This is a genomic window from Enterococcus sp. DIV1316a (assembly GCF_050536915.1).
Taxonomy (GTDB): Bacteria; Bacillota; Bacilli; order Lactobacillales; family Enterococcaceae; genus Enterococcus; species Enterococcus faecalis.
This window is the reverse complement of sequence record NZ_CP172913.1, coordinates 1,815,222-1,836,685: the sequence shown is the minus strand read 5'-3', so window position 1 is coordinate 1,836,685 and position 21,464 is coordinate 1,815,222. Positions and strand designations below refer to the sequence as shown.

Here is a 21,464-nt window from a genome sequence, read left to right as displayed (position 1 = left end):
AGATGGAGATTTCATTAGTTCAAGGTATATTGATCGGATTGATCACAGCTTTTTGTTATTCGGGGCAGCTATTAGGAATTTACACAAACCGTGCACTGGTTATGTCCTTTTTTGTAGGTGTTGTTTTGGGTGACATTCCAACGGCTTTAACATTTGGTGCTTTAGCCGAGTTGGCTTATATGGGATTTGGTGTTGGAGCAGGCGGAACCGTACCACCCAATCCAGTTGGACCCGGAATCGTTGGTACGATTATGGCCATTACGCTTAAACATCAAGGGGTAACACCTGAATCCGCGTTAGCACTATCATTTCCCTTTGCAGTATTGTTCCAACTGGTAACAACGGCGATCTATACTATATTTTCTGGGAATGTTAAATGGTCGAAGAATGCAATTGAGCAAGGGAAATATACACGTTTTAATCTGATTGCTAATTCAACATATATAGCTTTTGCCGTTGCAGGATTTATGATTGGACTATTAGCGGCCTTGAGTCGTCCTGGATTGCAGGCATTTGTTGAAGCGTTACCAAATTGGCTAATCAATGGCTTTTCTGTTGCTGGCGGGCTTATTCCAGCGATAGGTTTTGCAATGATCATGTCTGTGATGCTCGAAAAGAGTCTGACACCTTATGTGTTACTAGGCTATATTTGTGCAGCTTATTTAGAGCTGCCTACGATGGCTGTCGCAATGGTAGGAACTGTCTTTGCGTTGATTCAATATTATGGAAAAGATAAAACGATTGTTGGAGAAAAGAGCATAAGAGACGAAAGCCAAACCACCTTGATGGAAGAGGAGGATTTTAGTAATGGAATCTAGGACACCAAAATTAAGCCAAAAAGACTACATGAAGACAGCACTACGGTCGTATTTGTTACAGAACGCTTTTAATTATACATCTTATCAAGGGGTAAGTTATTTATACACGATCATGCCAGCGCTGAAGAAAATCTATAAAGATGAACCAGAGAAGCTGAAAGAAACGGCGAGTGCAAACTTAGAGTTTTATAATACCAACCCTCAAATGCTGCCATTCATTACTAGTATGCAGTTGGCAATGTATGACAATGGACAAAGTGTCACGGATACGCGCAGCATCAAAATGGCGCTAATGGGACCATTATCGGGAATTGGAGACTCAATCGCTCAATTTGGGATTGCTCCTTTATTCTCAACAATCTTTGCCGGGTTAGCAATGGATGGTTTGGGTTTTGCACCGATGGGCTTTTGGTTTTCAATGCTAATCTCGATGTTGATTATCAAGTTATTAATGGGCTATTTAGGCTTTAAACTTGGAACGAGTGTCATCGAAACATTGAGTGATAAGATCGGGAAAATTTCTTCGGCTGCTAATATTGTCGGAGTAACTGTTATAGCGGCATTAGCAACATCATTTGTTAAGGCCAACATCGCCATAAAGTATTCGCATCACGTAGAATCCGGTGAAAAACAAGTAATCGCTATTCAGGATATTTTAGATAAGATTATGCCTAAAATGCTTCCAGTAATTTTAACTATCTTAGTGTTTTATTTGATCAAGAAGAGAAATTGGAACACGTATAAACTATTGATCTTACTATTTGCTATTGGGATAGCAGCGTCTGTCCTAGGAATTTTAGCATAGTAAACGAGGGTAATCAGAAACAAGATTTTTAATTTTTGGAAAATTATTCTTGTCTCCGTATTTGTCACTTTTCGGAGTGAATGAGGAAGTATACTGTAATTTTAAGCCTGAGGCGAATAAAAATTTGAAAGCGGGAACACGATGAATCTTCAAAGAATCGAAGACTACCAACTAAAATTTTTTCAACAAGATTGGCTTTCAGAGTACTTGGAGCAACAGTCACAATTTTTGAAGCCACTTTTTGAACGTACTTCTTATTTGCTGAAAGATCAGATTATTTACAATGATGCAATGGATATGGAAGCTTGCTCCATTCCTTATTCTTTAAAAGAGTATGCGTGGAATCGGTATCCTGATGATGATCCAGAATGGCTCTTTATGTTGAGTCGTCAAAGCTTTCTTGTAGATCTGGCACAAGCATATGCACTTACTAAAAAAGAACGTTACTTACAGAAATGGCACAGCTTGCTTATTGATTTTATTAACGATGAGGGTGAGCCAAATTCGACGAATAGGGATGTTTGGCGTCCGTTAGATGTTGGGATTCGAGTAACAAACTGGATGAAAAGCTTGACGTATATTCCAATCGCTGATTTCAGACTATTAGGAATTGATGATGTGTTGAACAACGCCTTGCTGATCCATCTGGACTATTTGGAGCGGTCCTATATCGATAAATACAGGCTCAGTAATTGGGGTGTGTTGGCAATTGGTGGAATGGCAGCTATTGATTTATTTCTTCCAGAACTGGTGACCAGTAAACAGAGGGATCTAATATGGTCTCGTTTAGCTGAACAGCTTGATCTACAATTCTATTCAGATGGAATTCATTGGGAGCAGAGCCCGCTGTACCAGCACGAAGTTTTGATGACATTCGTGTATCTATTGCAGATTTCTGAATATCTTGAAGTCCAGTTACCATTAGATCTTCGCATGAAATTAAAAACACCTATTTTCTCTACCCATTATTTGGCGGATAACCAAGATATCCTAAATCCGATCAATGATAGTGATCATGTCAACTTTCATTACGTATATGATATCTATCGCAAATTAGGTTTCATATTTGAACCCTCCATGACTGCGAATATGGCAAGGCTTTGGACGGGGGATCTTTATGAAGAAAGAATCTGGGAAACAATGAAGCCAAAAGAACTTTTTCGTGGCGAATCAAGTGGGCTGATGGCGTACAAAGCAGAGGATATCTATTTTACACTTTTTAACGGTCTGCATGGGAGCGCACATGGTCATGCTTCTACAGGTGGATTTACACTACAACTACAAGGGGATGACTTATTTTCCGATAGTGGTCGTTACAGCTATGTCAACAAATCAGAGCGACTTCAGCTAAAAGAGTGCGCTTCGCACAATACGATGTTTATCGCAGAAAATCCCCATACTTTAGTTTCCGATACGTGGGGTTATGACAAATTACCGACACCCTTATTTCAGCAAATAAAAGAACTTTCTGTCGGTTTTTTTGCAGAATGCGGCTGGCTGGATAAGGCGGATCAGAATCCAATGATTTTTGAGCGCAGCTTCATCTATTTAAAGTCGATCAACTCCGTAGTTATTATTGATAGCTTTGCAGGACAGAAAGAGACTGAAATTACGAGTACCTATAATTTGGCACCGTCGATAAATTGTCAAAAAGAAGCGCATCGGTTTGCTTTAACTACGAACAAGCATAAGTACACACTCCTTTTTGCTGGAGGCCAAACACAGCAATCAGTGGCAAAAGGTTCAGAGATTTATAACCAGCTGAATGAGCACCCACGCTTATCAAACAAGTTTTGTTACAAAACGGGAAAAGAAATTCAAGCAACAGTCATTTCTCCGTTAGAGGATATCCAAATTACGCCAATAAAAGTGAGTCAAACAGGAGAAAATGAGCAATTCTGTCAGGCTAAGGGATTTCGGATAATCGCCGGATCGGAAAAATTTGATCTCTTTGTTATGCGGGAAGATATTGTCAAAGGGAATAAACTATTAGTGAGTGAATATGGCCAATTTTTTTATGGTCGGCTTGTTTTGATTGATCAAAAGGAAGCAAAGATTCGGATTAAATAAAGGAGCAATGAGATGAAATTATTAATTACTGGGCATAGTGAATTTTCGATTGGGATGCAGAGTGCTTTAGCGATGATTGCTGGAGAACTAGAAGATGTGATCATTATTCCCTTTTTAGCCGAGGAGACGGTAGATGAGTATCGCCAAAAAGTAGCGGCAGAAATTCAAATGTTTGATCAAGCTATTTGTTTCACAGATTTGTTGGGTGGTACCCCATTTAAAACCTGTGTTGAATTCTCTGAGGAAAAAGATCAAGTTTTTGTTGTGAGTGGCACAAACTTAGGAATGCTATTAGAAGGCTTGATGATGCGAAATAGCGTCACGGATTCATTTGAAATTGCTGAAACAGTCGTACAGGCTGGAAAGAGCAATATTATGCTTTTTGAAAAAAACAATGAAACAGAAGAACTGCCAGAAGAAGGAATTTAAAAAGAAGTAGCGCGGTATAGTCAATCTGGTGCTCGTATATTTGATTCCATAAAGCTTTATAAGAAAGGCGTAGACGAATGAAAAAAGTTGAAGTATTGAAACGCTTAGAAAATGCGGGAGTTATCGCAGTATTGCGAGCAGATTCTAAAGAGGAAGCTTTGAAAATTAGTCATGCAGTAGTAGAGGGCGGAATGATTGGATTAGAATTGACTTTTACAGTCCCTCAAGCAGATGAAGTCATTCGGTCATTAGTTGAAACATATCATGACGAGAAAGATATCGTGATTGGCGCGGGCACGGTGTTAGATGCTGTGACGGCTCGCCTAGCTATAATGGCCGGAGCCGAATTTATTGTAAGCCCTAGCTTTAATCGGGAGACAGCTGAAATTTGTAACTTGTATCAAGTTCCTTACTTGCCAGGATGTATGACAATTACTGAGATGCAGACAGCTTTGAAGAGCGGAGTAGATATCGTGAAGTTATTTCCGGGAAGTACCTATGGTCCGAGTATTATCTCTGCATTCCAAGCACCTTTGCCGTACTTGAATATTATGCCCACAGGCGGTGTTAGTCTGGATAATATGGCGTCATGGTTTGAGGCGGGTGTGACGGCAGTGGGTGTTGGCGGAAACTTATTAGCTCACGCTAAAACTGGTGAGTTTGGTAAAGTAACGGCTTTGGCAAAACAATATATGGCCAAATTTAGAGAAATAAAGGAAAACTAATTATGGCAAACATACTAACTTTAGGCGAAATTATGTTGCGACTTTCAACGGATATAGGTGTTCGTCTTAACGAAACACAGCAATTGATCTGTCACTATGGCGGCGGCGAGGCAAATGTAGCTATTTCATTAGCCAATTTTGGTCATCAGGTTTCTTTTGCAAGTAAAGTGCCTGATAACTCACTAGGTCAAGCGGCAGTGAAACATTTGCGTCGAAACGGTGTGATGAGTGATTTTGTACAACTTGGCGGAGCGCGTTTAGGAACTTATTACATGGAAACGGGGATCGGTGAACGTGCTGCTAGTGTAACTTATGATCGAGCGGGGTCAAGCTTTGCGGAAGTAACAGAGTTTCCGTGGTCTTATGAAAAGCTTTTTTCTGGGATTGAGCTATTTCATATTTCAGGCATTACAGCAGCTTTGTCAGTGCAATGGTGTCAATGGACGGTTGAATTAGTGAAAGTCGCAAAGAAATTTGGTGTGTTAGTCAGCTTTGATATTAATTATCGTGGGAAACTATGGAGTCAGGCAGCAGCTGGGAAAGCATTAAAAGAAATCTTGCCTTATGTCGATTATTGTTCAGCTGGAGAATTGGATGCGCGTTATTTATTGGAGATTCCAGAAGACCGGATGAATTCAGGATTCGTTTATTATTATCAACAAATGCAGCAGCAGTTTCCCAATATTAAATGCTTCTATTCAACGAAAAGGATCGTTTCTTCGGCTAGCAACAATCAGTTGGTAGGGACTTTATGGCTGGAGAATACGTATTATGAGTCTGAAGTTCATAAAATAAATCCAATCGTTGATCGAGTTGGCGGAGGTGATGCTTTTGCGGCGGGGATCTTGCATGGATTGATCTCAGATTTTGACGGGCAAAGAACCGTTGAATTTGCTACGGCTGCATCAGCATTGAAGCATACTGTTCACGGGGATTGTAATCAATTTTCAGAAATAGAGATCGAACAATTTTTGACAGCAGGTTCTGGTCGAATCGTTCGTTAAATATTAAGTAAAAGAGGGAAATAAACATGCAGAATATGGATACGAGATATACGCACAGTCCAAAAGATATTAGTCATTATTCAACAGAAGAATTGAGGGAAGAATTTTTAGTTGAAAAAGTATTTGTACCTAATGAAGTCAGTTTGACGTATACCCACAATGATCGCATGATCTTTGGCGGTGTAACACCGACGACTGAGTCGTTAGAGATTATTTTGAACAAAGAATTAGGTGTCGATTATTTCTTGGAACGGCGTGAATTAGGAGTCATTAATATTGGCGGTCCGGGTTTTATTGAAATCGACGGTCGAAAAGAAGCGATGAAGAAGCAAGATGGCTATTATGTCGGGAAAGAAACTCGACAAGTGATTTTCTCTTCAGAAGATGCAGCTGATCCTGCGAAATTTTACATTAGTTCTGCTCCGGCGCATCACAAGTACCCAAATGTAAAAATCAGTATTGATGAGATTAAGCCAATGGAAACTGGGGAAGCATTGACATTAAATGAACGTAAAATTTATCAATATATTCATCCCAATATTTGTGAAAGCTGTCAGCTGCAAATGGGCTATACGATTTTAGAGCCGGGCAGTTCTTGGAATACCATGCCGTGTCATACGCATGAACGTCGAATGGAAGCGTATGTTTACTTTGATATGGAGGAAGATACAAAAATTTTCCATATGATGGGTGACCCAGCTGAGACAAAGCATCTGGTAATGGGGAATGAACAAGCCGTGATTTCACCGAGTTGGTCGATCCATTCAGGTGTAGGAACAAGCAACTATTCATTTATCTGGGCGATGTGTGGAGAGAATATCACTTATACCGACATGGATATGGTTCCAATGGATGAACTAAAATAGAACGAATGAAAGTGGGAGAATAGATGGATTTTAATATGGATATGTTTCGCTTAGATGGGAAAGTCGCATTGATTACGGGCGCAGTTTATGGAATTGGCTTTGAAATCGCCAAATCATTAGCGGCAGCAGGAGCAACGATCGTTTTCAATAATTTGACTCAAGAATCAGTCGATGAAGGATCGGCAAATTACAAAGCAGAAGGCATTGAAGCAAAAGGCTATGTCTGTGACGTAACGGATGAAAAAGCAGTTCAAGCAATGGTCAAGCAAATCAAAGAAGAGGTTGGTTCAATCGATATTTTAGTTAATAATGCTGGAATCATAAAACGAATTCCAATGACAGATATGTCAGCGACAGATTTCCGACAAGTCATCGATGTTGATTTGAATGCGCCGTTTATTATGTCAAAAGCGGTTATTCCTGAGATGATCGAGAAAGGCGGGGGTAAAATTATTAATATTTGCTCAATGATGAGTGAATTAGGTCGTGAGACTGTTAGTGCTTATGCCGCGGCAAAGGGTGGTTTGAAGATGCTAACAAAAAATATTGCTTCTGAATATGGTCAATTCAATATCCAGTGCAACGGTATCGGTCCTGGTTATATTGCGACACCGCAAACAGCGCCGCTGAGAGAGCTGCAAGAAAACGGGGAACGTCATCCATTTGACCAATTTATCGTCGGTCGTACGCCAGCAGCACGCTGGGGTGATCCGGTCGATCTTGCAGGTCCATCAGTCTTTCTTGCCTCACAGGCCTCTGACTTTGTAAATGGTCATGTTCTGTATGTTGATGGCGGAATTTTAGCTTATATTGGTAAACAACCTTAAGAGAATAAAGAGGGGAGGAAACGGTTAAGGCCGCCTCTCCTTTTATTTATTGCGGGTAAGTTTTTAAAGAAAAAGTAAAAGGAGCGAAGAAAGTATGCAAATAGAATTATCAATTATTAATCAAGAAAATGAAGTAGTTATGTGCAGCAGTGGAGTGGATGAAGCAGTTTTGGCAACGAAAAAGTATGCTTTTCAAGCAGGAGATAAATTTAAAGTTGTAACCGCAGAAAAACAATTAGTTTATGTTCAACTAGACAATGCTTTAGGATCCTCTTTAGTGTATTTATCAAAAGGCGAGTGGGTCTATGAAATTCCTACGACGGAAAAATTGCGAGAAGCCTATCCACCAGCGGCTTTTCTTGACGAGAAGCATTACTTTTTTGTCAGAAAGGCTTTTGCTGAAGAACAGACTAGTTATCGTAACTGGGCGCTCAATCCTCATGATCAAAAAGATGTGGCCAATGTTTATCCCCACGCTTATGCAAATGTTGAAACACGAAACGATGCGACTTTTTTTGCTAGAAATGCAATTGATGGAATTCTGGCCAACAGAGATCATGGATCGTACCCCTATCAATCTTGGGGGATCAATCAGCAAAAAGATGCTGAAATAACAATTGATTTTGGCCGAGAAGTTGAACTCGATAAGCTTGGATTGGTATTACGTGCTGATTTTCCCCATGATAGTTATTGGAAACAAGTAACCATAGCCTTTTCCGATGGTTCAGAAGAAATATTCACTACGAGTGATGCGATAGCAACGCAATACTTCACCTTCTCTCCACGAACAGTAACGACTGCTACATTGAAACAGCTGATCAAAGCAGAAGATGAATCACCATTTCCAGCGTTAACTCAAATTGAACTATTTGGATATCAGAAATTGTAGAACTAAAGAGAGCAGATATTTTTCGGGGTATGCGATTTCGTATCTTAAATGATGATATTTTAAAAGCACCTTATTAGATTTTTTACTCTAGTTTCAGTTATTCCAAGTTATCCGGATAGCTGTCTAAATAATCGGCACTATCAATATTCTAGGTTGCTGAATACAAATTACTTTAAAAAAGAGGAGATAACGCTTATCCAATTGAATAAGAGTGCTCGTCGAATCAACGATGGATGAGCAAGATAACGAGAAATAGCTTGTTATCAATATGAAAGCCTATTAAATAAGGGTTTTCGAGTTGCTGGAAAAGCGTGATTTTGCTGTTTAAAGAAATTTAAACTGTCATATTACTGTCACAGCTATAAAAAAATTAACAAAAATGGAATATTTTCTTGAAGATTTTTTTCTATCAGTGTAGGATAAAAGCATCTCATTAAGGAGGTGCTTTTTATTTTTGAAAATAATAGTGGGAATATCCTAAAATCTTTAAGGAAAGAACAAAAATTGACTCAAAAGAAGCTATCTGAGTTAACAGGGATTTCTCAAAGTGCTTTAGTCAAGTATGAGAATGGTACAAGAGGTATTTCAAAAAATGTAGATATTGCGCTAAGCAAGGCTCTGAATGTAGATTCATTGCTTAAAAATGAAGTAGAGAATTTGAGTTATATGATTAACCGAATAATAGAGTATAGGGATCTAAATAATTTATCTAATAAAAATTTAGCAAATAAAATCGGAATTAGTGAAGCTTTACTAAGTTATATTTTAAATGGAAGGAGAAAACTTTCAAAAGAGATTCAAAGAAAAATTGCATTATTTTTGTTAAATGATGGAAATGAAAGTTTGATAGATACTAAGTTAGGTGGTGCTTCTTTAAATTTTCCGAGTATTGATAAAAATTTGATGGGGAACAGAATAAAAACTATTCGAAAAAATAGAGGAGAGAGTTTAGAAAAATTTGGTCAAAACTTCACTTGTCCAGCTAGAAAAAATGTGATTAATAGATGGGAAAATGGTGTAAATATTCCTGATGTAGAAAGATGAAACAAATAGCAGTATACATGTTTTGACATCATTTTTTCTACGCTCCTTTAAAACGTTTTCATACATTAAGTATAAAAGAAAAAACTGTAGACGTCATCCCCTTTTTGGGGACTTTGTCTACAGTCTGAGAATTTACATAGTTAAAATCTGTAAAGTGTTATTTTTTTATTGTTCGTTTTAATCTTACCATAAACTTCTTTAATGAAAAAAAAGTTTATGGTAAGATTACATAGAACCCTTTTAATGATTATATTTAAGAAAATTCTTTATTTAATTTGTTGATTCATTTATACTTGAGATGGATGATTTTTATGTTATGAAAAAGCACTTATTTTTTTACTCATGTATAATAAATGATTAGGAGTGAATATATGGAGAAGCCGATTGTTAAAATATTCGCTGTTACTGCGGTAGGATTAGGCGCGGCGGTGATTTGTGGATTTGGCTATTACATAAATAACCAAAAACAGCATGAACAACGCATTGCATATGCTGAATCTGCCATCCTCGATCAAAAAGATACCTTAGCTTCTTTATCACAAGAAGCAGACAATTTATATAGCACAAAAGAGAAAGTTTTTCTGAAACCAGAAGCAACAAAGGACGAGACCTCTAGACTCTCCAGCAGATTATCTTCCGTCAAGTTGTCAGCAGACGACCACGGCATCGACCAATCAGAACTTCCACAAGAAGTTGCTGCTATCCAAACCACAAAAGAAACTGTATCGAACCAATTAAAAGATGCAGAAGCAAAACTAAACGTACAAGAATCTGTGAATCAACTTTTTACTGAAAAAATCTCTAATTGGCAACAAGCTGAAGATGATGTAATTATTAGAGAAAATATAACGGAAAAGGATATTGCCAACATACGTGATAACTTGAACTTTTTCAAAGAAAACGCTTGGAAAACATCGATGATCCAGTATTTAGGATTTGCTGACGCACAAGTCGCACAGGTCAATGAATTAAATCAAGCATTTGATACTTTATTAAAAGACGGTCAAGTAACTGCTGAGGCTACTTATGATCAATATTTGACAGCGCTTAATCAAATCGAACAAGTCCAAAACGAAAAAATAAAAGAAAAATACACAGCGATGGCAGAAACAGTCGCTCAACAAATGGGCTACGGTACGGTGAGTTATTGATGAACAAGTACAAGAGTTTCGTTAACGGAGGGGAAAATGGCAAAGCAAACAAGAAAATCAAGAGGGAAAAAAATATTTTTGATTATTTTAGGAATCGTTGTTGTACTGGTTTTAGCAGTTGTTGGGGTGGGAACTAAACTGTATCTAGATCTCTCCCATTCAATCAAGGAAACCTATCAAACAGTGGAAAGAGCAGAGGGTCCTAGAACAACACCAGTTGATTTAGCAAAGCAAGAATCTTTTTCGGTTTTATTGATGGGGATAGATACAGGAGATTTAGGACGTGTAGACCAAGGCCGTTCTGACACGATGATGGTTGCTACAGTAAGTCCAGAAGATAAACAAACAACCATCGTCAGCATTCCTCGAGATACCTATGTCGAGATTGTTGGACATAATACAACAGATAAAATCAACCATGCCTATGCATTCGGCGGAGCAGCCATGGCGATGGATACTGTTCAAAATTACTTAGATATTCCAATCGATCATTATGTATCCATCAACATGAAGGGTTTAAAAGAATTGGTTGATGCTGTGGGCGGTATCGAAGTCAACAATGACATCACTTTTTCACAAGACGGTTATGATTTCATCATCGGAAAAACCACATTAGATGGCGATCAAGCATTAGCATATTCCCGGATGCGTTATGAAGATCCAAATGGGGACTATGGAAGGCAAGAACGTCAACGGAAAATCGTTGAAGGAATAGCGAGAAAAGTCTTGAGTCTAAATGGTATCAGCAACAACCAATCCGTCTTAAATGCTTTAGAAACAAATATGAGAACTGATATGAGTTTTACTGATATGCGAAAAATCGCTTTCGATTACCGCGATGCATTTGGCACGATCAAACAAGATCAAATGCAGGGAGAAGGATTTATGCAAGACGGCATCTCCTATCAAAGAGTAAGTGATCAAGAGCTTGAACGTGTACAAAAAGAATTGAAAGACCAATTAAATCTAGAGACTAAATAGGAAAGTGGAGAAAAAATGGAAGAGACAATCAGCTTAAAAGAAATTTTTGAAACATTGCGTAAACATTTGGTAACCATCCTTATTTCAATGTTTGCCGGTTTAGCAATCGCAGGAGTTACAACATTCTTTATCTTAACACCTAAATACAGTTCACAAGCACAGCTGATCGTGACCTTGCCGCAGTCAGATACGACCAATGCAAATGATGTCAATATGAACTTGCAAATGATCAATACGTATAAAGATATGATCGTCAGCGACTTGGTTTTAAATGAAGTCAAAGACCGATTGGAAACGGAAGACAACGTGAAAATGACGGCTGGAGAAATAAAAGAATCTATTTCAGTTAATCAGTCTCAAAATTCACAGATGTTCTCGATCCAGGCAACAGATACGAATGCAGTAACGGCACAAAAAGTCGCCAATATGACAGCACAAGTCTTTCAAGAAAATGCTAAAGATGTGATGAATGTTGATAAGATCTCAATTATTTCAGCAGCTGTTGCGAATACGACACCTGTTTCTCCAAATAACAAATTGAACTTAGTCATTGGTTTGATATTAGGTTTAATGGTCGGTATCGGGATTGCGTTCTTGATGGAATTGCTTGACCGAACAGTGAAGGATAAAAAATTCGTAACTGAAACATTAGGCTTCCAGGTTTTAGGAACAGTTCCTGAAATGTCAGCGAAAGAATTAAATGCTGGTATTCGCAAAAAAGGACCCGCTCCTGTACATCCTGGAACAGTAAATGAAAAAAACGGCCCTTCACGCAGAAACCGCTCAAGAGTCTAGGAGGAAGAAAAATGGCACACAAACAAAAAACACCACAAACACAAGCAGTCAGCTTGATTACATTGACAAACCCTTCTTCACCGGTAGCTGAACAATACCGCATAATCCGAACGAATATCCAATTTGCTTCACCAGGTGGTCAGCAAATCAAAACGATCGTTGTTACTTCTTCTGGACCAGGAGAAGGAAAATCAACAACTGCAGCGAATATGGCTGTTGTATTTGCAAAATCTGGCCAACGCGTTTTATTAGTAGATGCCGATTTGCGGAAACCAGTTTTATATAAAACGTTTAAATTGACCAATATCAGCGGGTTAAGCACGATCCTCAGCACGGCAGGGAATATTGCAGATGAAGTACAGAAAACACCAATTGAGAATCTGTCTGTTTTGCCTAGTGGTCCTAAACCACCAAACCCATCAGAATTGCTGAATTCCCCAAGAATGGATCAGCTTTTAGCAGAAGCAAAAGATCTTTATGATGTCATTATTTTTGACATGCCGCCAGTCGTTGCAGTCACAGATGCCCAAATCATGTCTTCAAAAACAGACGGTACGTTATTAGTTGTACGCGAAAACACGTCACGCAAAGAGTCATTGACAAAAGCAAAAGAACTGTTAGACATGGCTCAAGCAAAAGTCCTCGGCGTTGTGTATAACGGAGCAGAACACAGCAAAGATGCAGTCTATTATTACGGAGATTAACTTATAGGAGACGAGAGAAATGATTGATTTACATTGTCATATTTTACCAGGGATCGATGACGGTGCAGAAACACTAGAAGCAAGTATTGCCATGGCGGAAAAAGCAATTAGCCAGGGCATCACACATATTCTGTGTACGCCCCATCACAACAATGGAAAGTATCGAAATGAAAAGTCGGAAGTGATTTCTCTGGTCTCTTTTGTGCAATCTGAATTTGACAAACGACAGTTGCCAATAACGTTATTGGAAGGACAAGAAATAAGAATCACCGGTGATTTGATTGAAGACATCCGTCGAGATGAAATCTTATTTACAGACCTAGATGATACCTATTTATTGATTGAATTTCCGACACTGGAAGTGCCGTTATATGCAGAACGGCTTTTTTTTGAATTGCTGCAAATGGGAAAGAGACCCGTCATTGTTCATCCAGAACGCAATGCACACTTCAGAAAAAATCCCAATCATTTAGTGCCCTTCCTCGATATGGGATGCCTTGCTCAATTGACTGCACCCAGTTACATGGGTGTGTTTGGTAAAGATATCCAAAAAACAGCCAAAACAATGGTCAAACATAATCTGGTCCAAATGACTGCGTCAGATGCCCATGGTATATCTAAACGAACCTTTTATCTCAAAGAATGCTATGAGCAGATAGCCAAGGATTTTGGACAGGAAAAAGTAGCGCAGATGAAACAAGTAGCAAAGGATTTAATCAATGGAGATGAGGTTGTTTATCCAGAATATACAGAAGTGAAGAAGAAGTTTGGGTTATTTTAGGGGGAATATAGGGTGTTTGTATTAACAAGGAGAAGAAAGATCATTACCTTGATTTTAGTGGATAGTTTATTATTGATTGCCGCCAATATAGAAGCTGTAGAGTTCATGAAACCATTTGTCGGTATACCAAGAAATCTTGTTTTTGTTTCAGCAGGTTTATCTGTGGGTTTCTACTTGTTTTATGGCAGTTTATTCAAAGTATTTACTAGGATTAACCGCTATACAAATTTAAGAGAGATGATTGTGATTTTCGGCTCGCTAACCGCAAGTGCAGGTTCAAGTATTATTGTTTTATCTTTTTTCAATGAACGTTATAGTCTACGCTTAGTGACATTCATTTATCTTCTCTCATTATTGTTGATCATAGGCAGTCGTTTGGTCTGGCGGATTTATGTCGAAAGAAAAAACAGAAGCTATTCATCCGTTGAATCAGCTAAAAATACAATCATTGTTGGTGCTGGTGAAGGCGGCCGTATTTTATATAACAGTTTTATAGGGTCTAAAACTGCTCAAAGTATTCGTGTAGTGGGGTTTGTCGATGATGATCCTAACAAACAAAATATCTATCTTTCAGGTAAAAAAGTATTAGGGATGCTAAAAGATTTGCCTGAATTAATTCAAAAATATGATGTCGAAATGGTCACTATCGCTATTCCTTCCTTATCACGAGAAAAATTACGTGAACTATTTGAATTAGTTGAATCTTCTCATGTCAAAGTCAGCACGATGCCTTCCATGGAAGAACTTGCTTCGGGAAAAACTAGCGTGTCTAAGTTGAAAAAAATCGATGTAGTCGATTTGTTAGGAAGAGACGAAGTAGAACTGGATATTGAATCGATCCAAGACCAAATCACAGAAAAAGTGATTCTTGTCACAGGTGCGGGCGGTTCGATTGGTTCAGAAATCTGTCGCCAAATCATTCAATTTTGTCCTGCGAAGTTATTGTTGCTAGGTCATGGAGAAAATTCGATTTATCTCATTGATCGTGAATTGCGTATAAATGATAAAAAGAAACGTACAGAAATTGTACCGATTATTGCGGATATCCAAGATCGAAAGAAAATCCATGAGATCATGGCGCAGCATCAGCCAGATATCGTCTATCATGCAGCAGCTCACAAGCATGTTCCATTAATGGAATGCAATCCAAAAGAAGCAGTCAAAAACAATATTTTTGGAACAAAAAATGTGGCAGAAGCAGCGAAAGTAGCCAAGGTCAAGAATTTCGTCATGGTATCGACAGATAAAGCTAACAACCCGCCAAATGTCATGGGTTCAACCAAACGAATCGCTGAAATGATCGTGACAGGATTGAATGAAGAAGGATGCACGAAGTTTTCAGCAGTGCGTTTCGGGAATGTACTGGGTTCTCGAGGCAGTGTGATCCCAGTCTTTCGTGAACAAATTGCAAAAGGCGGACCAGTGACGATCACTGATTTCCGCATGAGCCGCTATTTCATGACGATTCCTGAAGCAAGCCGATTAGTGATTCAATCAGGAGCGTTAGCAAAAGGTGGCGAAATCTTTGTTTTAGATATGAGTGAACCAGTGAAAATCGTTGATCTGGCAAAAAATATGATTCGTTTGAGCGGCTATAGTGAAGATGAAATCGAAATTGTTGAAACAGGGATTCGCCCAGGTGAAAAATTATATGAAGAATTGTTATTGGATAAAGAAAGAAATGATGAAGTAGTTTACGAAAAAATCTTTGTCGGGAACATCAAAGGGTATTCGATGAAGACCGTAATGGAATTTGTTGATAGCTTGCCGCAAGATGACAAGCAGTTAGCCAAAGATATTGTCGCTTTTGCGAATGCTTCGAATAAGTAGGGGGAGTTACGTGAAAACAATTATTGTAGGCGCAGGTGGATTTGGTAAAGAGATTGCTTTTTTACTGCAAAGTTTCCCTGAATATGAACTGATTGGTTTCGTTGATGATGAATCAAACATACACGGTGATAAAGTAGTAGGCAAACCTGTTTTAGGAAATATAAAATCTCTAATGAATATAGACAAGAAAACTGCTGTCTTTATGGGGATTGCTTCTCCCCGTATAAAAGAGAAAATATATCAAACGTTAAAAGGAAACACTAATTTGATTTTCCCAAATTTGATTGCGTCTAGTGCATTAATAGGAATAAATATCCATTTAGGTATTGGGAATATCTTGATGCCGTATACGTCTTATACAGCCGATATTGTTCTAGGAAATTTTAATATGATCAATATCAGTTCTACTATTGGTCATGATGCAAAAATAGGTGATTATAATTCTATTTTTCCTAGTGTAAACCTTTCCGGGAAAGTTACTTTAGGCGATAAAAATCAAATAGGTGTCGGAACTAAAATTATACAAAATATAGCTATTGGTAATGGAAATATTATAGGTGCAGGAAGTGTAGTGATTAGAGATATCGAAAATCATACTAAAAATGTTGGTGTACCAGCTAGAATCATAGAAAGATGGGATTAAATTGGATAAAAAAAGAATATTATTAGCTTCTCCTCATATGAGTGAAGAAGGTTATGAACAAGCGTATGTAAAAGAAGCGTTTGATACAAATTGGGTGGCTCCTTTAGGCATGAATGTCAATGGTTTTGAAGAGGAATTAGCAGAATATGTTGGAACTGGACATGCTGCGGCACTTTCTTCAGGTACTGCCGCTATACATTTAGCATTAAAAGCAGCAGGGGTCGGTAAAGATGATATAGTGATTTGCCAATCCCTAACTTTCTCTGCCACAGTGAATCCAGTTATTTATCAGAATGCTGTACCAGTATTCGTAGATAGTGATTATGAGACTTGGAATATGAGTCCAAGTCATTTAAGAGAGGCTTTAGAAAAATATCCTCAGGCAAAAGCTGTTTTAGTGGTGCATTTGTATGGTTTATCAGCTAATTTAGATGAAATAACGCAAATATGTGATGAGTATGGTGTGACCTTGATAGAAGATGCTGCCGAATCTTTAGGGACTACGTATAAAGGAAAATTTACTGGTACATTTGGTGAATATGGAATCTTTTCTTTTAATGGAAACAAAATAATCACTACATCAGGTGGAGGAATGTTAGTTTCTGAAAGCAAAGAGAAGATAGATAAAGTAAAATTTTGGGCTACTCAATCCCGTGAGAATGCACGTCACTATCAGCATAATGAGATTGGTTACAATTATCGTATGAGCAATATCGTTGCTGGTATTGGTCGTGGACAACTCAAAGTTTTGAAAGATAGAATTGAAAAGAAACGCTATATTTACGATTTTTATAAAAAAGAACTATCAAATCTGTCAAATATCCAATTTATGCCAGAAAATAGTTGGAATGAGCCTAATTATTGGTTGAGTGTAATAACAGTTAATGGGCTTGATTCTACTTTCCTTATTGATGAATTGGACAAAGACAATATAGAGGCGCGTCCAGTATGGAAACCAATGCATCTGCAGCCTGTTTTCAAACAATATGATTATATTGGTGATAATGTTGCAGAGACTTTATTTGAATCAGGTGTTTGTTTGCCTTCAGACACAAAAATGTCAGATGAAGATTTAAATCGCGTAGTAACTACCATTAAAAGAGTGATCAATCATGCGTAAAAAAACGTTTTATCAACTTATTGGAAAAAGAGCACTAGATATTTTATTATCAGGAATTGCTCTTATCATTTTATCTCCGATTATTTTGATTGTCGCAATATTAGTAAAAACTAAGCTTGGTTCTCCTGTTATTTTTAAACAAGAGCGTCCAGGTAAAAATGAAAAAATTTTTTCTATGTATAAATTTCGAACAATGGCTGATGAAAGAGATCAGAACGGAAATTATTTACCAGATGATGTTCGCTTAACAAAGTTCGGTAAAATGCTTAGAGCAACCAGTTTAGATGAACTACCTGAACTATGGAATATTTTAAAAGGGGATATGTCGATCGTTGGGCCTCGTCCATTATTAGTGGAATATCTGCCTCTCTATAATGAAAAACAGAAGAAAAGACACAACGTGAGACCTGGTTTAACTGGATTAGCCCAAGTTAACGGAAGAAATGCAATTAGTTGGGAAGAAAAATTTGATTTGGATCTCCAGTATGTGAAGAAAATCAGCTTTTTTGGTGATATAGCGATTATAGTTAAAACTTGCGCAAAAGTAATTATGAAAGAGAATATCTATGCAATCACCAACAGTACACCAGAAAAATTTAAAGGGAGTTAAATGCATTATGTCATTGAACGTTCTATTTCTTACTCTTTTAGATTTCGAAATTTTGGAGGAAAGTAATATTTATACTGATTTGCTCTCTGAATTTGTAAAAAACAAACACAATGTTTCAATCATATCTCCAGTTGAAAGAAAAAAAAATACAAAAACTCATTTAATCGAAATCAATGATAAATGTAAAATTTTAAAATTAAAAATAGGAAATATCCAAAAAACTAATTTGTTAGAAAAAGGTATTTCTACAATACAGATAGAACAACAATTTATAAACGGAATCAAGCATTATTTTTCAGATATAAAGTTTGATTTAGTGGTTTACTCTACCCCTCCGGTGACTTTTGCTAAAGTGGTTGATTTTATAAAGAAAAGAGACAACTGCAAAAGCTATCTTTTGTTGAAAGATATATTTCCACAAAATGCAGTTGATCTGGGCAAAATCTCGAAAAAAAGTTTGATTTATAAATATTTTAGAAAAAAGGAAGTTTCGTTATACGAAGTATCTGACTATATAGGAACAATGTCAGAAAAAAATTCTCAATATATACTCCACCATAATGAATTTGATAGAAGAAAAATTGTGGAAATAAATCCTAATTCTATTAGAATCAAAAACGATAAGGTAGACTGTCAACTCCTCAAAAAGGAAATAGGCAGTGAATATGGTATTCCAGAAGATAAAGTGGTAATGCTGTATGGCGGCAATTTAGGAAAGCCCCAAGGAGTTGATTTTCTTTTAGAAATAATAAAAAGTCTAGAAGAAAGAAAAGATTTTTTCTTATTAATAGTTGGTTCTGGAACAGAATATGAGCGAATAAAAAAATATTTAAGTTCTAATGATATAAAAAATACATTATTAATTAATGGATTACCTAAAAATGAGTATAAAAAAGTGGAATCTATTGCAGATATAGGTTTAGTATTTTTAGACAAAAGATTCACTATCCCAAATATTCCTTCTAGAATACTAGGATATATGGAGTCAAGAAAACCTATTTTAGCAGCGGTAGACAGATCTACAGATTTGAAAGAAATGATAGTGGAGGGGCAGTTTGGATATTGTTCAGAACACGGAGATTTAAGAAAATTTGTAGGTAATATGGAAAAACTGAAAGATAAGAATACCAGAAATATCTTAGGGGAAAATGCATTTATTTATTTGAAAAATAATTTTGATGTAGAAAAAAGCTATACTACAATCATGAAGCATTTTAAATGATAAAAAGGGAGAACAAAGCATGTTCAAAGATAAAATATTATTAATCACTGGCGGAACTGGCTCTTTTGGTAACGCAGTAATGAAACGATTTTTAGATTCTGATATTAAAGAAATCCGCATTTTTTCACGGGATGAGAAAAAACAAGACGACATGCGGAAAAAATACAATAACGATAAATTGAAATTTTACATTGGTGATGTTCGTGATATTAATAGCGTGAAAAATGCGATGTATGGGGTTGATTATGTGTTTCATGCTGCTGCACTTAAACAAGTACCTTCTTGTGAATTTTTCCCTATGGAGGCTGTAAAAACAAATATTGTAGGAACCGACAACGTGCTGACAGCTGCCATCGAAATGGATATTCAAAAAGTGATTTGCTTATCAACAGATAAAGCAGCTTATCCTATCAATGCAATGGGGATTTCTAAAGCGATGATGGAAAAAGTGTTTGTTGCAAAAGCAAAAACTGTTTCGGAAGAACGCACGACGATATGCGGGACTCGTTACGGAAATGTAATGGCTTCTCGCGGATCAGTCATCCCGCTTTTTATTGACCAAATCAAAGCGAATAAACCTTTAACTGTGACAGATCCTGAGATGACACGTTTCTTGATGAGTTTAGAAGAAGCTGTAGAATTAGTTGTTTTTGCCTTTAAGAATGCAAAAGCCGGAGATATCATGGTACAAAAATCACCTGCTTCGACAGTTGGGGATTTAGCCCAAGCAGTGAAAGAACTATTTCAGGCAGAAAATGAAATTCATGTAATTGGGACACGTCATGGAGAAAAGCAGTATGAAACGTTATTAACGAAAGAAGAATATTTAGTAGCCCAAGATATGGGTGACTTTTATCGCGTTCCGGCAGACACACGTGATCTTAATTATGATAAATATTTTGTGGAAGGCAGTAAGGAATTAACACAAGAAGGAGAATACAATTCAGACAATACGCAACGCTTATCTATTGAGCAAATCAAGGAAAGACTTCTTGAATTAGATTACGTTAAAAAAGAATTGAAAGAGTGGCAAAACAAATGAATATCTTAGTGACTGGAGCAAACGGCTTTGTTGGGAAAAATCTGATTGCTGAATTAAAAAATGAAGGCTACACAGATATTTTCAGTTTTGACATAGATACACCAAAGGATTTATTAGATGAATATTGCAAAAAAGCAGATTTTGTTTTTCATTTAGCTGGTGTCAATCGACCAAAAAATGAGGTAGAATTTATGGAGGGGAATTTTGGTTTCACTTCAGAATTGCTTTCAAAATTAAAAGAGCATCAAAATACTTGTCCTGTGATGATTTCTTCTTCTATCCAAGCAGCACTCGAAAATTCCTATGGAAAAAGTAAAAAAGCTGGTGAAGAACTCTTGAAATCCTATCAAGAGGAAACCGGAGCACCTGTTTATATTTATCGTTTTGCAAATTTATACGGAAAATGGTCACGACCAAATTACAATACGGTAGTAGCAACATTCTGTTATAAAATCGCAAGAAATGAAGAAGTCACAGTCAATGATCCAAATGCGGCCGTTGAACTTTGTTATATCGATGATGTAGTAAAAGAATTACTTCATTGTCTGAATGGTAAACCTTATATGGAAAATGGCTATTGTGCAGTTCGAGAAACAGATGAAGTGACGATTGGTGAGCTAAAAGAACTGATTACTTCATTTAAAAACAGCCGAACAGATTTGAGTGTGCCAAACCTTGCCAGAAGAGTAGAAAAAAATCTGTACAGCACATATTTGAGTTTTCTGCCAGAAGATGATTTTTCTTATTTTCTAAAAATGAATATAGATAATCGTGGATCGTTTACTGAATTTTTACGAACAAAAGATCGCGGACAAGTATCCATCAATATCTCAAAACCAGGAATCACCAAAGGAAATCACTGGCATAACACAAAAAACGAGAAATTTTTAGTTGTAAGCGGGCAAGGTGTTATCCGTTTTAGAAAAATCGATTCAAGTGAAGTAATTGAGTATTTTGTTTCTGGAGAAAAGTTGGAAGTAGTAGATATTCCAGTGGGATATACGCACAATATTGAAAATCTAGGAACAACAGACATGGTAACTGTGATGTGGGTCAATGAGCCATTTGATCCAGAACATCCAGATACTTATTATGTGGAGGTTTAATC

Annotated in this window: 22 protein-coding genes; all 22 read left to right on the top strand. The window is 37.2% G+C overall.

Annotation, left to right across the window (positions count from 1 at the left end; genetic code table 11):
• Positions 1–2 precede the first annotated feature (2 nt).
• The 22 genes from IGL56_RS08775 (at position 3) to IGL56_RS08670 (ending at position 21,462) form a co-directional block, all read left to right on the top strand.
• A complete protein-coding gene (locus IGL56_RS08775) occupies positions 3–818 on the top strand; it encodes a PTS mannose/fructose/sorbose/N-acetylgalactosamine transporter subunit IIC (protein WP_002387229.1) in 816 nt (271 codons plus the stop codon).
• Positions 808–1,623 (top strand): PTS system mannose/fructose/sorbose family transporter subunit IID, encoded by an 816-nt coding sequence (locus tag IGL56_RS08770; protein WP_002359831.1) that lies wholly within the window; start codon positions 808–810, stop codon positions 1,621–1,623. Before IGL56_RS08775 ends, IGL56_RS08770 begins: the two co-directional genes overlap by 11 nt.
• Before the next feature lie 141 nt (positions 1,624–1,764).
• Positions 1,765–3,693 carry an alginate lyase family protein gene (locus IGL56_RS08765; RefSeq protein WP_002359832.1) on the top strand — a complete coding sequence of 643 codons (1,929 nt, stop codon included), beginning with the start codon at positions 1,765–1,767 and terminating at the stop codon, positions 3,691–3,693.
• 12 nt (positions 3,694–3,705) lie between these two features.
• On the top strand, positions 3,706–4,122 hold the full coding sequence (locus IGL56_RS08760; protein ID WP_002383565.1) for a PTS sugar transporter subunit IIA: 417 nt from the start codon (positions 3,706–3,708) through the stop codon (positions 4,120–4,122).
• A 77-nt stretch (positions 4,123–4,199) separates the two neighbouring features.
• A complete protein-coding gene (locus IGL56_RS08755; protein WP_002359835.1) occupies positions 4,200–4,847 on the top strand; it encodes a bifunctional 4-hydroxy-2-oxoglutarate aldolase/2-dehydro-3-deoxy-phosphogluconate aldolase in 648 nt (215 codons plus the stop codon).
• 2 nt (positions 4,848–4,849) lie between these two features.
• Positions 4,850–5,851, top strand: a complete 1,002-nt coding sequence (locus IGL56_RS08750) for a sugar kinase (protein ID WP_002359836.1) — start codon at positions 4,850–4,852, stop codon at positions 5,849–5,851.
• 26 nt (positions 5,852–5,877) lie between these two features.
• A complete protein-coding gene (gene kduI / locus IGL56_RS08745) occupies positions 5,878–6,717 on the top strand; it encodes a 5-dehydro-4-deoxy-D-glucuronate isomerase (protein ID WP_002359837.1) in 840 nt (279 codons plus the stop codon).
• Positions 6,718–6,740: 23 nt separating this feature from the next.
• The gene (locus IGL56_RS08740) at positions 6,741–7,544 is read left to right on the top strand and encodes a gluconate 5-dehydrogenase (protein ID WP_002359838.1); all 804 of its coding nucleotides are present in this window, start codon (positions 6,741–6,743) and stop codon (positions 7,542–7,544) included.
• A 94-nt stretch (positions 7,545–7,638) separates the two neighbouring features.
• Complete coding sequence (locus IGL56_RS08735; RefSeq protein ID WP_002359839.1) at positions 7,639–8,433, top strand: discoidin domain-containing protein; 795 nt, start codon at positions 7,639–7,641, stop codon at positions 8,431–8,433.
• Between the two features lie 504 nt (positions 8,434–8,937).
• Positions 8,938–9,477 carry a helix-turn-helix transcriptional regulator gene (locus IGL56_RS08730; protein ID WP_010709698.1) on the top strand — a complete coding sequence of 180 codons (540 nt, stop codon included), beginning with the start codon at positions 8,938–8,940 and terminating at the stop codon, positions 9,475–9,477.
• Positions 9,478–9,848: 371 nt separating this feature from the next.
• Complete coding sequence (locus IGL56_RS08725; protein WP_010709697.1) at positions 9,849–10,628, top strand: hypothetical protein; 780 nt, start codon at positions 9,849–9,851, stop codon at positions 10,626–10,628.
• A gap of 36 nt (positions 10,629–10,664) precedes the next feature.
• Entirely contained in the window at positions 10,665–11,609 is a 945-nt protein-coding gene (locus IGL56_RS08720; RefSeq protein WP_010709696.1) for an LCP family protein, read from the top strand.
• Positions 11,610–11,624: 15 nt separating this feature from the next.
• A complete protein-coding gene (locus IGL56_RS08715) occupies positions 11,625–12,404 on the top strand; it encodes a YveK family protein (protein WP_010709695.1) in 780 nt (259 codons plus the stop codon).
• An 11-nt stretch (positions 12,405–12,415) separates the two neighbouring features.
• Positions 12,416–13,108 carry a CpsD/CapB family tyrosine-protein kinase gene (locus IGL56_RS08710; RefSeq protein WP_010709694.1) on the top strand — a complete coding sequence of 231 codons (693 nt, stop codon included), beginning with the start codon at positions 12,416–12,418 and terminating at the stop codon, positions 13,106–13,108.
• A 19-nt stretch (positions 13,109–13,127) separates the two neighbouring features.
• Entirely contained in the window at positions 13,128–13,889 is a 762-nt protein-coding gene (locus tag IGL56_RS08705) for a tyrosine-protein phosphatase (protein ID WP_010709693.1), read from the top strand.
• A gap of 12 nt (positions 13,890–13,901) precedes the next feature.
• Positions 13,902–15,719 carry a polysaccharide biosynthesis protein gene (locus IGL56_RS08700; RefSeq protein ID WP_010709692.1) on the top strand — a complete coding sequence of 606 codons (1,818 nt, stop codon included), beginning with the start codon at positions 13,902–13,904 and terminating at the stop codon, positions 15,717–15,719.
• Between the two features lie 10 nt (positions 15,720–15,729).
• Positions 15,730–16,362: an acetyltransferase gene (locus tag IGL56_RS08695; RefSeq protein ID WP_010709691.1), complete on the top strand. Its 633-nt coding sequence runs from the start codon at positions 15,730–15,732 to the stop codon at positions 16,360–16,362.
• A gap of 1 nt (position 16,363) precedes the next feature.
• Positions 16,364–17,482, top strand: a complete 1,119-nt coding sequence (locus tag IGL56_RS08690) for a DegT/DnrJ/EryC1/StrS family aminotransferase (protein WP_010709690.1) — start codon at positions 16,364–16,366, stop codon at positions 17,480–17,482.
• Positions 17,475–18,092, top strand: a complete 618-nt coding sequence (locus IGL56_RS08685; protein WP_430599736.1) for a sugar transferase — start codon at positions 17,475–17,477, stop codon at positions 18,090–18,092. Before IGL56_RS08690 ends, IGL56_RS08685 begins: the two co-directional genes overlap by 8 nt.
• Positions 18,049–19,314 (top strand): glycosyltransferase family 4 protein, encoded by a 1,266-nt coding sequence (locus IGL56_RS08680; protein ID WP_225596067.1) that lies wholly within the window; start codon positions 18,049–18,051, stop codon positions 19,312–19,314. Before IGL56_RS08685 ends, IGL56_RS08680 begins: the two co-directional genes overlap by 44 nt.
• 19 nt (positions 19,315–19,333) lie before the next feature.
• A complete protein-coding gene (locus IGL56_RS08675) occupies positions 19,334–20,356 on the top strand; it encodes a polysaccharide biosynthesis protein (protein WP_010709687.1) in 1,023 nt (340 codons plus the stop codon).
• Positions 20,353–21,462: a capsular polysaccharide biosynthesis protein CapF gene (locus IGL56_RS08670; RefSeq protein WP_010709686.1), complete on the top strand. Its 1,110-nt coding sequence runs from the start codon at positions 20,353–20,355 to the stop codon at positions 21,460–21,462. Before IGL56_RS08675 ends, IGL56_RS08670 begins: the two co-directional genes overlap by 4 nt.
• Positions 21,463–21,464: the final 2 nt, after the last annotated feature.